Raw genomic sequence first — 13150 nt, forward strand, 5'->3', positions numbered from 1 at the left:
GAACACTATGATTATTCAACAATATAAAATTGTCTTCGCAGGCAGTATGGGGGCTGGTAAAACAGAAGCGATCAAATCGCTATCTGAAATTCCAATTTTAGAAACAGAAGCATTTAATACTGATGTACAAAGTCACCAAAAATCACAAACAACTGTTGGGATTGATTACGGCGAAATTACTTTAGATGATGGTATTAAAATCGGGCTATATGGAACCCCTGGACAAAGCCGTTTTGATTTTATCTGGTCAGTTATTTGTAAAGGTGCGATTGGTATTATTCTTCTGTTAGATCACAATAGCTCTACTCCAATTGCTGAACTAGAAAGTTACTTGGAATCCTTTAAAAATTATAATGATAATATTGCGATTGGTATTACGCATATTGATGAAAATAAAGAATCTTCACTCCAACAGTATCGAAACTGGTTAGCAGAAAACGAACTTCAATATCCATTATTTTTTATTGATGCAAGAGAACAAGAGCAAATTTTAATGATGGTTGAATCATTAATTGCATCACTTGAAGTTAAGGTAGGCGCAACATCTCAAGGGAAAGATCATGCTTAGTATTCCAGTTCAAAAACGAACCGCTCCAACACAATTGCTACAACTTGCAAAAAGTGAAGCCCAAAAAATTCTTATGAATACACGTGGTGTAGACTTTGTCATGATTTGTTCTTCAGATGGGTTTGAATTGGCAACAGTGAGCCACAAGAACTACCCTAATACCACCAAATTAGCAGCGGTGAGTAGCTCGATTTTGGCCATGGTCAGTGCATTTTTAAAAGAGATTCAACTGACTGGCTGTAATAACATCACATTAGATGCAGACAATGGCAAAGCCATTTTAACAGCTATTCCTGCTCTCCATCATCCGATGGTTATGGTTACCCTAAGTAATAGAGATGTACTTTTAGGGCAGCTGCTTTATAGCCTAAAAAAAGCAAGCCAAGTGATTGCAGAGGCAGATGGAGAATAACTTAAACTGCTATAAAAAAATACCGCCCAATAAGAGCGGTATTTTTCAATTAAGTTTGAATAGTAAATAGCATTTGCCGTTTTTTTACTTGTTGACCCTGTTGCCCTAATACATCTTCAACTACACCATCTACATCAGCTTTAATCTGCTGCTGGATTTTCATAGCTTCAAGCACAAGTAGGGTCTGACCTTTCACCACTTGATCGCCTTTATTCACCAGAATATTAACCACAGCACCATCCATTGGTGCACGAATTTTGCCATCTCCCGCTACATCGGTAGCTTCTGGCGCAGTATAGGTCACATTGCGTATCACAATATTGCCGTTATCTCGGTCTAGATAAAGTTGATCACTATCTAATACATACTGCACACGGCGACGAACACCATCAATTAAATAAACTAGTTGCTCTGACGTTCTCTCAAGCACATCAATACAAACTGATTGATCACAGAACTGTACCGTAAATGTATTATTGACAGATGAAACCTGCAATTGAATTTGCTGATCGGCAATTTGTAATTTTAACGGTAATGGCACACCAAGCCCGGTTTGCCACACCGCAGTAACTTTATTTTGGCTAAATAATGCCGCAGCAATCGCTAAAGTTTCTAAAGATAAAACTTGATGATGTAAGCTCGGATCATTTTGGAAATGCTGTTGGATGAATGCAGTATTGGTATCCCCTGTAACAACAACTGGATGGCGTAGTAAATTGACCAAGAACTGTTTATTACTGTTCACTCCCAGTAAAACACTATCATCGACTGCACGAGCCAGTAAGCGAATCGCATCCTCACGGGTTTTACCGTATGCAATCACCTTTGCTACCATCGGATCGTAAAATGGACTGACTTCATCAGTTGCCAACATGCCATGATCGATTCGCACATTTGGCAAAGTTGCAGGCTTCCAGCGTAAAACCTTTCCTGTTTGTGGTAAGAAATCCTGACGTGGGTCTTCTGCATACAAGCGCACTTCGATCGCATGTCCATTTAAGGTCAATTCCTGTTGCTTTAAAGGTAAATGCTCACCATTCGCCACACGTAACTGCCATTCAACCAAGTCCAATCCTGTAATAAGCTCAGTGACCGGATGTTCTACCTGCAAACGGGTATTCATCTCCAAAAAGTAAAATGCACCCGATGCATCTAGCAAAAACTCAACTGTACCTGCCCCGACATAAGCACATGCTTTTGCCGCTGCTACGGCTGCCTCACCCATTTGCTGACGTAGTTCAGGCATCATCACCGGACATGGAGCTTCTTCAACAACCTTCTGATGGCGACGTTGGATCGAACAATCACGCTCAAACAAATACACATAATTGCCGTGAGTATCACCAAAAACTTGAATTTCGACATGACGCGGAGCAATAACTGCTTTTTCTAAAATAAGCTCCCCCGAACCAAAAGCATTTTCAGCTTCTGAACGCGCAGTTTGCAATGCTTCAACCAATTCAGATGCTTGTTGTACCAAACGCATGCCACGACCTCCGCCACCCGCAGAAGCTTTGACCATAATTGGAAAGCCAATCTGCTCAGCTTGAGTTGCTAAATATTCGAGATCTTGTCGGTCACCTTCATACCCCGGCACACAAGGGACGCCCGCCTCAATCATGGCGATTTTTGAAAGGCGTTTACTGCCCATTAACTCTATTGCAGAAGCGGTAGGCCCAATAAATGTAATCTGGTTGTCGATACATGCCTGAGCAAAATCAGTATTTTCTGACAAAAAACCATAGCCAGGGTGAACCGCATCTGCCCCAGTTTTTTTACATGCATCTATTATCTTGGTAATAGAAAGATAAGACTCAGATACTTTTGAAGGACCAATATAAACAGCTTCATCTGCTTCTTGCACATGACGGGCATTACGGTCTGCATCGGAATAAACTGCGACGGTTTGGTAACCCATTGCTTTGGCTGTTTGCATCACCCGAACTGCAATTTCACCACGATTGGCAACCAGTATTTTTGAAAATTTCATTATTTTTATCCTTATCTTTTATGACTCATCGGCCCAATTTGGTAACCTTTTCTGGATAAAAGCCATCGTTCCTTCTTGACCTTCATCTCCACCAACCGCTTGGGCAAACTGCTGAGCTGCATCATTGAGCAATTCATTTAAAGGCTCATTGAGTGTTCGATGTAACAATGCTTTAGTCACACGCGAAGCTTGAGGAGCTGCTCGTTTAATGTGTTGAATGGTTTCCTCTAAAGCTTGTTCAAGTTCAATTTCATTATGTGCAATTTGATGAATCACACCGACACTCAGTGCTGTATGCCCTTCAAAACGCATGCCGAGTAAAGCCAGTCGGCGTGCCTGAGTCAGGCCAATACGTTTCACCACAAAAGGAGCAATTTGAGCAGGAATCACACCAAGCCCAGTTTCAGGTAAACCGAACTGCGCATTATCACGACTGATGGCAACATCAGAAACACATGCCAGCCCAAAACCACCACCTAACACTGCACCTTCTAAAATGACCACAACAGTCTGTGGTGCAGCTTCAACTTGCTCAAGCATGGCACCAAAACGGCGGTTAAAGTCAGCATAAGGTTGCAGACTACCAACCTTAGTTGCTTCAACGCGTAAAGCAGCCATGTCTTTAATGTCACCACCTGCACAAAAAGTCCCACCTTCACCACGAATGATGACTGCACGAATTGAAAGGTCATTGCGAATGGCATTAAAGACTTGTTGAATTGCATTGACCATATTCAAGTTCATAGCATTACGACTCTCCGGTCGGTTTAACCAAAGATATAAAATACTGCCGTCTTGTTCTAATTGAATGCTGTCATCAATATCTATAGCTTGTAGAGATGCTGAAAGCGTCATGGCTTTCCCCTTATTTTATTTCTGTTTTTTTGGCAAGATATCCATCAACTTACAGATAATCCCCAGCATAATCTCATCTGCACCACCGCCAATAGAGCCTAAACGACCATCACGATACAACTGTGATGCAGGGTTATCCCACATAAAACCGTTACCACCCCAGTATTGCAGACAGCTATCAGCAACTTCACGAGTTAAACGTCCAGCTTTGAGTTTTGCCATAGATGCCAGCTTGGTCACATCTTCACCCGCAATATGCTGTTCACACGCTTGGTAAGTTAAGGCTTTAAGTGCTTCTATTTCAGTCATGAGTTCAGCAAAGCGGAAGTGAATATATTGGTTATTAATAAGTGGCTGACCAAACGTCGTACGCTCTTTGGTATAGGCGATAGTCTTTTGGATTAAATTTTCCAAACCACCAATAGCATTAGCACAAGCCCATAAACGCTCTTCCTGAAATTGCATCATTTGCATCATGAAACCCATACCTTCAACGCCAACCAGGTTACGTTGAGGTACACGGACATTGTCTAAATAAACTTGCGCTGTGGTGGTTGAACGCATCCCTAATTTATTAAGTGGCTCGGAAAAACTAATCCCTTTAGTTTTTGCCGGTACAATAATCATCGACTTGTTGACGTGTGGTTTATCATCAGATGTGTTAGCCAATAGGCAGAAGAAATCAGCCTGCAGTGAGTTTGTAATCCACATTTTGCTGCCGTTAATGACATAGTCATCGCCATCTTTTTTAGCAGTCGTTTTAATAGCAGCAACATCCGAACCAGCATGCACTTCCGATACTGCAATTGAGGCAACATATTCCCCAGCAATGGCTGGTGTTAAAAACTCATCGCGTAATTCTTTACTACCAAAACGCGCCAAAGCAGGTGTCGCCATATCGGTTTGTACACCAATGGCCAAAGGCACCCCGCCGCAAGCCGCAAATCCAATTTCTTCTGCAACCACAAGGTTATAGGAATAATCTAACGCTAAACCGCCATTTTCCTCAGGCTTACAAATCCCTAATAAACCAAGATCACCCATTTTTTTAAATACGTCGTGCATCGGAAAACACCCTGCTTCTTCCCATTCGGGAATATGTGGATTCAGCTCATTTTGAACAAATTGACGCGCTGTACGACGTAATGCTTCATGTTCGGCAGTAAATTTCATGGTGTTCTTCCTATTAATTTTTTTAATTACGGTAAAGGTTGATTAAAAACGGGACACACCAAAACGGGTCGGATTCAACTCACGTTGCTGTGCTTCATAAATGGTTTGTAAAAGGAAAATTAATAATTTTCGGGTATCTCGCGGGTCAATAATGCCATCGTCATGAAGCATAGCTGTATTGAAAAGCGCGGTAGATTGCTGCTCTAATTTCATGGCCGTACTTTGCTCAAGAAAATCGAGCATTTGCGGATTAGGTTCCTGACCAGAGGCTTTTTGTTTTCCTTCAGCAACAATACGCAGTACCTTTCCAGCCTGTGCAGCCCCCATTACAGCAACATGCGAATTTGGCCATGCAAAAATAAAATCTGGCGATAAACTCCGACCACACATTGCGTAGTTACCCGCACCATATGACCCTGCCACAACGATTGAAATTTTAGGTACAGTACAATTGGCAACTGCTTGAATCAGTTTTGAGCCATGCTTAATAATACCATTTTGCTCGGCATCGGTTCCCACCATAAAGCCAGTAGTGTTATGTAAGAACAATAAGGAGCGGTTAGTCTGTTCACATAAGTGAATAAACTGAGCTGCTTTTGCTGCCCCTTGAGGGGTAATCGGACCATTATTGGTAATAATACCGATATGCAAGCCTCCAATTTTTGCCCAGCCACATACCGTTAAATCATCATATTCCTGCTTAAATTCTAGAAAATCTGAATCGTCAATAATGCGGGCAACCACTTCTTTCATATCAAATGGTTGTTTAGGATCACTTGGGATAACACCCAATAGTTCCTCGGTATCGTAACGAGGCTCTTTATAGGTCACATCAACTGGTTTGATTTGCTCTTTCCAGTTCAGGTGTTCAAAAATTTCACGCGCAAGTCGAATCCCATCGGCATCATTTTCTGCTAAGTATTCTGCTGTTCCGGCAACCTGCGCATGCATTTCTGCCCCGCCCAACTCTTCAGCTGTTGCCACTTCGCCAGTGGCAGCCAAGAGTAAAGGGGGACCTGCAAGAAGCATCTCGGTTTGTTTGCGTACTACAATGACATAATCTGAAAGACCTGGTTGATAAGCACCACCTGCCGTTGCATTACCATGCACCACTGCAAGTTGGGGAATACCTGCTGCAGACAAACGTGCCTGATTGGCAAAGGTCATACCACCATAGGTAAATACTTCAGCAGCATAATTTAAGTTAGCGCCCCCACTTTCGGTCAGCGTAATCAGCGGGAGTTTTTGTTCTAAGGCAATTTTTTGTAAACGCAAAGTTTTTTGTACGCCCATAGGAGACATGGTCCCGCCCTTAATTGCACTATTACTTGCAGAAACTAGACAACGCACACCACTAACAAAACCAATGCCGGCAATTACTCCACCACCAGCTTCAGAACCATCCTTGTCATCATGCATGTTGTAGCCAACCAAACCACAAAGCTCAACAAAAGGAGAATCAGCATCGAGTAATAACCGCACACGCTCATGCGGCAGAATCTTGCCCTTTTTATCGAATTTCGGTTTAGCAGTATATGATTTATCAATGCTTTTTTGCTGAATTGCACGGACTTCACTCAGCTGAGCAAGTAGTGCCTCTTTATTTTGTTGATACTGTTCACTACCAACAGCAATTTCGGATTGGAGAATGGTCATTTTTTTATTCCTCACTCCAAACCTAAACTATTGTTTTGTTCGGCTTTCTCAGTCTTATCTTTTTTAAAAATTTCAGGAATAAACGCACGATGGAAACCATTATAAGACTGACTATTTGTCGCTTCGGCTAGTGGATACATGCGTGTCCCTTGTGATGCTGCACCATCAATACGCAAAGTTACACCTGACACAAAAGCCGCAGCATCTGACAGTAAATAACAAATCGCCGATGAAACTTCTGATTCAGTTCCCATGCGTTTTAGCGGTACATTGCCAGCAAGACTTGGAATAATCACTTTGGCAAAATCACCGCTATAATTATCCATACCGGATGACACAATCCACCCCGGTGCAACCGCATTTACACGAACGCCAGATTTCCCCCACTCAACCGATGCTGTTTTAGTTAAGTTATCAACCCCCGAACGCGCAGCACCAGAATGTCCCATTCCCGGCATGCCACCCCACATATCAGCAGTCATATTGACAATACTGCCACCATGTTTAGCCATCCATTGGTTATAAGCTTCACGCATTAAATAGAACGTTGCGTGTAAATTATTACGCACGACTGCATCGAAACCATTCGCCGAAATATTCTCTAAAGCTGAGGGGAACTGGCCGCCTGCATTATTTACCAAACCATCGAGTTTGCCGAATTTCTCTATCACTTCGGCAATCATATTTTTCACTTGTTCTTCTTCACGGTTATCACAAACAATAAAATGAACCCGACCACCATCTTCTATAATTTCTTGGCTTACTTTCTCTAATTTCTCAATTTTTCGTCCTGTAATCACCACTTGAGCGCCGAGAGCCGCAAGCTCATGTGCAGTACAGCGTCCAATTCCTGAGCCCCCACCTGTCACAATAATGACTTTATTAGCAAAAGCATCTGGTCTAAAAATTGATTGATAACTCATCTTTGTTTCATCCATTCATTTTATTTTTCTAAAAGATGTGCCGGAACTTTAACAGGCATATCCAATAACTGTTGGGCAAAGGCTTTGCCTTGCGGGTCAATACGCAAGCTTGCAACACCACCACCACCTAAGGCATTCTCCAACATAAAATTCAGTGCATTTAAACCCGGTAACTCATAACGAATTACTCGCCCTTTCTCAGCATCCAAGACATGTTGCATATAGCTTGCAACAGTCTGTTCAGTTAGTGCTGCACGAATCCATGGTAAATAATCTGCTTTACGTGCAATCACACCAATATTGCTATGATTACCCTTATCACCACTGCGGGCATGCGCAATTTCAATCAAAGGAACTTCAATTTCATCTCCTTGATAAATTGCATTTTCACCTGCCTTTAAAGTAGGCAATTGCTCTGTAAAAACTCCTTGTGGAATCTCAACTGGGTAGCGTTTTCCTTCAAAATCGATTTCGACACTTACCTGATTTTTATCTATTAAAAATGAAAATAACTTAATCACTGGAGATGCTTTTGGTCGGCCTCCAACAATTCCTGCCAAGGCTGGAGCCATACCTGTTGAAGCTTGTGCAATTTCAGATGCAAAGAACATACATGCTTCTTTAAACATGTGTTTTACAGCTATTTTGACCACTACTTCACGACTATTTAATGTTTGGGCATGTTCGCCATAAGTACTTTCAATACCTAAAATTTCAACAGACTTTTCACTAAATGGCGGCACTGAGCGCATTGCTAAAATACGTTCGCACTTAGTCAAAATCGCATCAGCAATAACTTGTGCTTTTTGTGGTGCCTCACGGCCTGCAATTAAGAAACTCACTAAAACCCGATAACCATCAGGATAGGTCGCGCTGACTTTATATTGCGCCGTCGGAGCTTGTCCTTTTGCACCCGTTACACGAACCCGATGCTCTCCGACTTGCTCTAAATGCACGTGGCTGAAATCAGCAATTACATCAGGTAGTAAATATGCTTGAGGATTACCTATTTCATAAACAATTTGCTCTGCAACTGTAGCAGTAGAAACCAGACCACCTGTACCTTGAGGCTTAGTTACAACGAATGAACCATCTTCACTCACTTCAACCACTGGGAAACCCATGTTGTCAAAGCCCTGCACCAATTGCCAATCGGTAAAATTACCACCCGTACATTGAGCACCACATTCAATGACATGACCTGCTAACGAACCTTGCGCCAATTTGTCATAATCATCGAGCGACCACTGATATTCATGAAGTAAGGGTGCAAGTACCACAGCAGAGTCAACTACACGACCCGTAATCACAATATCTGCACCTAAGTCTAAGGCGTCACGAATAGCAACCGCGCCTAAATAAGCATTACTGCTCGCTACCTGTTCAGGCAAAGCTTCTCCGCTAAACATTTCTTGAATATTCTGTGATTTTAACTGCTCATGTTTTGGCAAAAGATCATCACCTAACACCACAGCCACTTTCAGATCTAGACCATACTCTTTAATAATTTTTTGTAAGGCATCCCGACAAGCTAATGGATTAACACCACCGGCATTACTAATCACTTTAATCTTTTTTTCAGCAATTTTTTTCAGCAAAGGTGCCATGACTCGGCTGACAAAGTCTAAAGCGTAACCATGTTTCGGTTCTACCATCTTCGCTTTTGCCATAATCGACATGGTAATCTCAGACAAATAATCAAAAACCAAATAATTAATATCGGTTAGATGTACCAGTTGGAAAGCGGCAGTATTGGTGTCTCCCCAAAAACCTGAGGCACAACCTATTTTTACGACACGCTCATCACCCTGTTGATTACTTGCCATCTTATTTCTCATTATTTTGTTTAAAAATTAAACTCAACATTACCAAGCAAGCGCTTGGTTTGTAAAGAGCAAAATGTTATTGTGAAATTGACCAAAACTGCCAAACTCGACAGCTGAGCTAAAACATGATGAGATTTGGCAAACTTTCCTGTTAAGTATTTTTATATAAAGGATCCGGCTTTCGCATGATTGCTACTTCAATTGAACAGATTCCAAATATCTCTTGTTTTGACGATAGCCCACGTGGTCGTTTATTACGGGGGGCTGCCTATCTATTTCACAAACAAGGCTATGATAAAACCACCGTACGCGAACTTGCTCAATTTATTGGAATCCAGTCGGGAAGCTTATTCCACCACTTTAAAAGTAAAGATGACATCCTCGCTCACGTGATGGAGGAAACCATTATTTACAATCTTGCTCGTTTACAAGATGCGGCAGCTCAATCTACCGATCCAGAACAACAACTCCGTGCTCTTATTAAATCTGAACTCATTTCAATTACTGGAGATACAGGTGCAGCCATGGCTGTTTTGGTTTATGAGTGGTTTGCCCTATCAAAAGAAAAACAAGATTATCTTCTAAAAATGCGTAATGAATATGAGCAAATCTGGTTAGATATTATTGAAAAATTACGTACTCAAGGCAAAGTAAAGCATGATGCCTTTATTTGGCGAAGATTAGTTGGTGGTGCAATTTCGTGGACCGTCACTTGGTATAAAGCTGAGGGTAAAGTCAAAATTGATGAGTTAACCGAAATGGTCTGGGAGATGGCATTAAAATGAGTGTAGTCTATTTACGTAAACCCAAGAAAAATGACCTTGCAGAAATTAAAGAAGCTTATGCACGTAGTGTTCAATTACATCAACCGTGGGCATATCCACCAGCTGACTTTCAAACATATTTAGAACAAGAGCATCGCTATTTTGTCTGCTTAACCGATAGCCATGCGATTGCCGGAACATTTAATATTTCAAATATTATACGCGGTCACTTCCATTCAGCCTATTTAGGTTATGAAGCATTTCATCCCTATCAAGGTCATGGCTATATGACGCAAGGCCTCAAATTATTACTCAATGAAGCATTCAAAAATTTAAATTTACATAGGTTAGAAGCGAATATACAACCTGACAATATTGCCTCTATTCAATTAGTGGCCCACGCTGGTTTCATTAAAGAAGGTTTTTCTCGGCAATATCTTCGAATTGGAGGAAAAACATGGAAAGATCATGAACGTTGGGCAATTTTAAATGAGAAATGGATAGAACCATCTCAGTAAACTCTGAATGAGATGGTTTATACAAGCAAAACCTACTCTAAAATTAATAACCTAACTGTTTACTAATCAAATCTTTCATAATTTCTTCAGCACCACCACCAATCATATTGACCTTAACCTCACGGTAAATACGTTCCGACTTAGTTCCACGCATAAAGCCCATACCTCCCAATGTTTGTACAGCCGCATCAGCACAAAATTGCATAGTGCGAGTCGCAACATTTTTAAGCATTGAAATTTGTGCCACCAATTCCGGCCCCTGTAAATTCGGCTGAGTCATTTTCCATGCAGTTTCTTCAAGCAATGCCCGTGTTGAGGTCAATTGTGTTGCCATATCTACCAATTTATGGCGAACCACTTGATGGTCTATTAATCTCTTACCAAAAGTTTTCCGTTGCTGTGCCCAGTCTAAAGCTTCTTCATAACAGACTAATGCATACCCATAAGCGACTACTCCCAAGAAGAACCGCTCCATATTAAAGTTATTCATAATAACTTTAAAACCGGCATTTTCTTTGCCGAGCAGATTTGATATAGGTACTCGTACTTGATCAAAATACAAATGCGCCGTATCAGAAGCCCACCATCCCATTTTCTTTAAAGGTGTTTTAGTAATTCCTTCACTGTGCGCATCAACGAGCAACATTGAAATGCCTTCAGCTCCAGTTTTTGTGGGGTCTGTACGTACTGCAACAGTGTAGTAATCTGCACGAATTCCTGAGGTGATGAAAGTCTTCTCACCTGAGACAATATAATAATCCCCTTCCCGAACAGCTTTAGTTTGTAACGCTGCCACATCAGACCCACCACCTGGTTCTGTAATTGCTAATGCAGAAATTTTTTCACCGGAAATAATCTCTGGGAGGACTCTAGCCTTTAACTCCTCACTTCCAAAATGTTGAATTGGAGGGGCACCAATTGTGTGCACCATGAGTGAAGTATGTACTCCGCCAGAACCCGCCTTTGCCATTTCAATACCAGCGAGTAATGAATAGAATGGATCTGCATCAGGAATACCACCATATTCTTCAGAAAAACCTAGACCCAATAGGCCAATTTCAGCAGCCTTTTTATAAAGTTCTCTAGGAAATGTCTCTGCTTCATCCCACTCATTAACAAAAGGTGCCATTTCTTTTTGCACAAATCGACGAACATTGTCAGCAAAAGCGATGTGTTGTTCATTATAGTAAATTGGGTTGAGTTGCATATTTAGAAATTTCCTGATGTTTTTATTTAATTCCTGAACATATCTTGTCATGTTTACTGTTAATCAAAATTTGCAAGAATCTTCAATTTCTTGGCATAAAACATCAAATAGAATTATTTTTATTTAAGTACAACATCTATATTCTTAAACAACAACGAAAACCACGTACAGCATAATAAGACTGTGCTCCATTATGATAAATGAAAACTCGGCCATAACGACGATCAGCAAAAAGTGCTCCACCCAATTTACGAATCTCGACTGGGGTGGCGATCCAACTCGAAGTTTTAAGATCAAACTCTTCAATTTGTTGTAACTGACGATATTGCTCTTCTGTTAAAAGCTCAACTCCCATTTCATTAGCAAGATCTATTGCACTGTTTTTAGGAGGATGATCTTTTCTAGATTCTAAAGCCTCACGATCATAGCAAAGGCTTCTACGGCCTTTTGGGGTTTCAGGAGAACAATCTACAAATAAATACTGATCTTTCTGCTGGTCAAAAACAATAACATCTGGCTCTCCTCCAGTATTTTCCATTTCTTGCAATGCCCATAGTTTGTCTGGAGATTTTATTAATTTATCCCGTATATTCGACCAATCGATTTCTTTATGACGATGTGTGTTCTTTTCAAATCTCGCCTTTAATAATTCAAGCAGTAAATCTAATTGTGTTGAAGTTAACTGTTTTTTAGTGTTCATTGGATAACCCCCCAATAGCGATTAAACTGAACGCCCATCAAAATAATTTATTTTTATCTTATCTAAGTCAATACCATCTATACATCGTACATTAATCGCAAAGATTGAATTACCTTGATTATCTATACCTTGGGCATATGGATGAATACCACAATTTTTACAGAAATGATGGTTAATTACATGTTTATTAAAAGTATAATTCGCCAAAGTATCAGGAGTGCCTAAAGTAACTTTAACTTGATTAGTCGGTAGAAACCAAAGTAAAGATCCTTTCTTCTGGCAAATGGAACAATTGCAAGATAAAACTTCTGTTAGCTCACCTTCTACGACAAACTTCACCTGTCCACAATGACAACTTCCTTTATATTCCATTTCATTTTCCCTATTTATAATTTTTTATAGTTTTATAATATTCTGCCGTTTAGTTCAATTTTTAATCTAATAGAATCGAGTAAGCGTCCAAAAATGATTTGTAGTTCTATATTTTAATAATACTATTCTGATTAATTTACCGTAAATAAAAAAACACCCCGACCTCATTTCTTCGCCCATAAAAAA

At 40.7% G+C, this 13150-nt stretch carries 13 protein-coding genes; 4 read left to right on the forward strand and 9 right to left on the reverse strand.

Annotated features, from left to right (window positions below):
* Positions 1-7 precede the first annotated feature (7 nt).
* Both CSB87_RS06910 and CSB87_RS06915 read left to right on the forward strand, forming a co-directional pair.
* Positions 8-568 (forward strand): GTP-binding protein, encoded by a 561-nt coding sequence (locus CSB87_RS06910; protein ID WP_006581620.1) that lies wholly within the window; start codon positions 8-10, stop codon positions 566-568.
* Positions 561-980, forward strand: coding sequence for a roadblock/LC7 domain-containing protein (locus CSB87_RS06915; RefSeq protein ID WP_000949092.1), 420 nt, complete (start codon positions 561-563; stop codon positions 978-980). The genes CSB87_RS06910 and CSB87_RS06915 overlap by 8 nt, the downstream gene beginning before the upstream one ends.
* A gap of 49 nt (positions 981-1029) precedes the next feature.
* On the opposite strand, the gene CSB87_RS06920 is transcribed toward CSB87_RS06915, so the two are convergent.
* The 6 genes from CSB87_RS06920 to CSB87_RS06945 are packed head-to-tail and all read right to left on the reverse strand — an operon-like array spanning position 1030 to position 9403.
* Positions 1030-2970: an acetyl/propionyl/methylcrotonyl-CoA carboxylase subunit alpha gene (locus CSB87_RS06920; RefSeq protein ID WP_031953727.1), complete on the reverse strand. Its 1941-nt coding sequence runs from the start codon at positions 2968-2970 to the stop codon at positions 1030-1032.
* An 18-nt stretch (positions 2971-2988) separates the two neighbouring features.
* Entirely contained in the window at positions 2989-3825 is an 837-nt protein-coding gene (locus CSB87_RS06925) for an enoyl-CoA hydratase/isomerase family protein (RefSeq protein WP_031953726.1), read from the reverse strand.
* A gap of 15 nt (positions 3826-3840) precedes the next feature.
* Positions 3841-4998: an acyl-CoA dehydrogenase family protein gene (locus CSB87_RS06930; protein ID WP_031953725.1), complete on the reverse strand. Its 1158-nt coding sequence runs from the start codon at positions 4996-4998 to the stop codon at positions 3841-3843.
* A 42-nt stretch (positions 4999-5040) separates the two neighbouring features.
* Positions 5041-6654 carry an acyl-CoA carboxylase subunit beta gene (locus CSB87_RS06935; protein WP_031953722.1) on the reverse strand — a complete coding sequence of 538 codons (1614 nt, stop codon included), beginning with the start codon at positions 6652-6654 and terminating at the stop codon, positions 5041-5043.
* Between the two features lie 11 nt (positions 6655-6665).
* On the reverse strand, positions 6666-7577 hold the full coding sequence (locus tag CSB87_RS06940) for an SDR family oxidoreductase (RefSeq protein WP_002048713.1): 912 nt from the start codon (positions 7575-7577) through the stop codon (positions 6666-6668).
* Positions 7578-7597: 20 nt separating this feature from the next.
* Positions 7598-9403, reverse strand: a complete 1806-nt coding sequence (locus tag CSB87_RS06945; RefSeq protein WP_031953719.1) for an acyclic terpene utilization AtuA family protein — start codon at positions 9401-9403, stop codon at positions 7598-7600.
* Between the two features lie 185 nt (positions 9404-9588).
* Here CSB87_RS06945 and CSB87_RS06950 point away from each other — a divergent pair, with 185 nt between their 5' ends.
* Positions 9589-10188 carry a TetR/AcrR family transcriptional regulator gene (locus CSB87_RS06950; protein WP_031953718.1) on the forward strand — a complete coding sequence of 200 codons (600 nt, stop codon included), beginning with the start codon at positions 9589-9591 and terminating at the stop codon, positions 10186-10188.
* Positions 10185-10685, forward strand: coding sequence for a GNAT family N-acetyltransferase (locus CSB87_RS06955; protein WP_031953716.1), 501 nt, complete (start codon positions 10185-10187; stop codon positions 10683-10685). The genes CSB87_RS06950 and CSB87_RS06955 overlap by 4 nt, the downstream gene beginning before the upstream one ends.
* 43 nt (positions 10686-10728) lie before the next feature.
* Here the strand turns inward: CSB87_RS06955 and CSB87_RS06960 are convergent, their stop codons facing one another.
* The 3 genes from CSB87_RS06960 to CSB87_RS06970 form a co-directional block, all read right to left on the reverse strand.
* The gene (locus CSB87_RS06960; RefSeq protein ID WP_004882876.1) at positions 10729-11892 is read right to left on the reverse strand and encodes an acyl-CoA dehydrogenase family protein; all 1164 of its coding nucleotides are present in this window, start codon (positions 11890-11892) and stop codon (positions 10729-10731) included.
* A gap of 136 nt (positions 11893-12028) precedes the next feature.
* The gene (locus CSB87_RS06965; protein WP_031953714.1) at positions 12029-12592 is read right to left on the reverse strand and encodes a DUF4256 domain-containing protein; all 564 of its coding nucleotides are present in this window, start codon (positions 12590-12592) and stop codon (positions 12029-12031) included.
* Between the two features lie 21 nt (positions 12593-12613).
* On the reverse strand, positions 12614-12964 hold the full coding sequence (locus CSB87_RS06970) for a GFA family protein (RefSeq protein WP_016805145.1): 351 nt from the start codon (positions 12962-12964) through the stop codon (positions 12614-12616).
* Between the last annotated feature and the right edge of the window lie 186 nt (positions 12965-13150).

Origin of the sequence: Acinetobacter sp. AR_0276, from assembly GCF_003000705.1 — a bacterium.
Taxonomy (GTDB): domain Bacteria; phylum Pseudomonadota; class Gammaproteobacteria; order Pseudomonadales; family Moraxellaceae; genus Acinetobacter; species Acinetobacter nosocomialis.

Bases quoted from the DNA above. Each gene is read 5' to 3' on its own strand.
- CSB87_RS06965 (WP_031953714.1), bottom strand. From the start codon at position 12,592: ATGAACACTAAAAAACAGTTAACTTCAACACAATTAGATTTACTGCTT.
- CSB87_RS06955 (WP_031953716.1), top strand. From the start codon at position 10,185: ATGAGTGTAGTCTATTTACGTAAACCCAAGAAAAATGACCTTGCAGAA.
- CSB87_RS06920 (WP_031953727.1), bottom strand. From the start codon at position 2,970: ATGAAATTTTCAAAAATACTGGTTGCCAATCGTGGTGAAATTGCAGTT.
- CSB87_RS06910 (WP_006581620.1), top strand. From the start codon at position 8: ATGATTATTCAACAATATAAAATTGTCTTCGCAGGCAGTATGGGGGCT.
- CSB87_RS06930 (WP_031953725.1), bottom strand. From the start codon at position 4,998: ATGAAATTTACTGCCGAACATGAAGCATTACGTCGTACAGCGCGTCAA.
- CSB87_RS06925 (WP_031953726.1), bottom strand. From the start codon at position 3,825: ATGACGCTTTCAGCATCTCTACAAGCTATAGATATTGATGACAGCATT.
- CSB87_RS06950 (WP_031953718.1), top strand. From the start codon at position 9,589: ATGATTGCTACTTCAATTGAACAGATTCCAAATATCTCTTGTTTTGAC.
- CSB87_RS06935 (WP_031953722.1), bottom strand. From the start codon at position 6,654: ATGACCATTCTCCAATCCGAAATTGCTGTTGGTAGTGAACAGTATCAA.
- CSB87_RS06970 (WP_016805145.1), bottom strand. From the start codon at position 12,964: ATGGAATATAAAGGAAGTTGTCATTGTGGACAGGTGAAGTTTGTCGTA.
- CSB87_RS06945 (WP_031953719.1), bottom strand. From the start codon at position 9,403: ATGGCAAGTAATCAACAGGGTGATGAGCGTGTCGTAAAAATAGGTTGT.
- CSB87_RS06960 (WP_004882876.1), bottom strand. From the start codon at position 11,892: ATGCAACTCAACCCAATTTACTATAATGAACAACACATCGCTTTTGCT.
- CSB87_RS06940 (WP_002048713.1), bottom strand. From the start codon at position 7,577: ATGAGTTATCAATCAATTTTTAGACCAGATGCTTTTGCTAATAAAGTC.
- CSB87_RS06915 (WP_000949092.1), top strand. From the start codon at position 561: ATGCTTAGTATTCCAGTTCAAAAACGAACCGCTCCAACACAATTGCTA.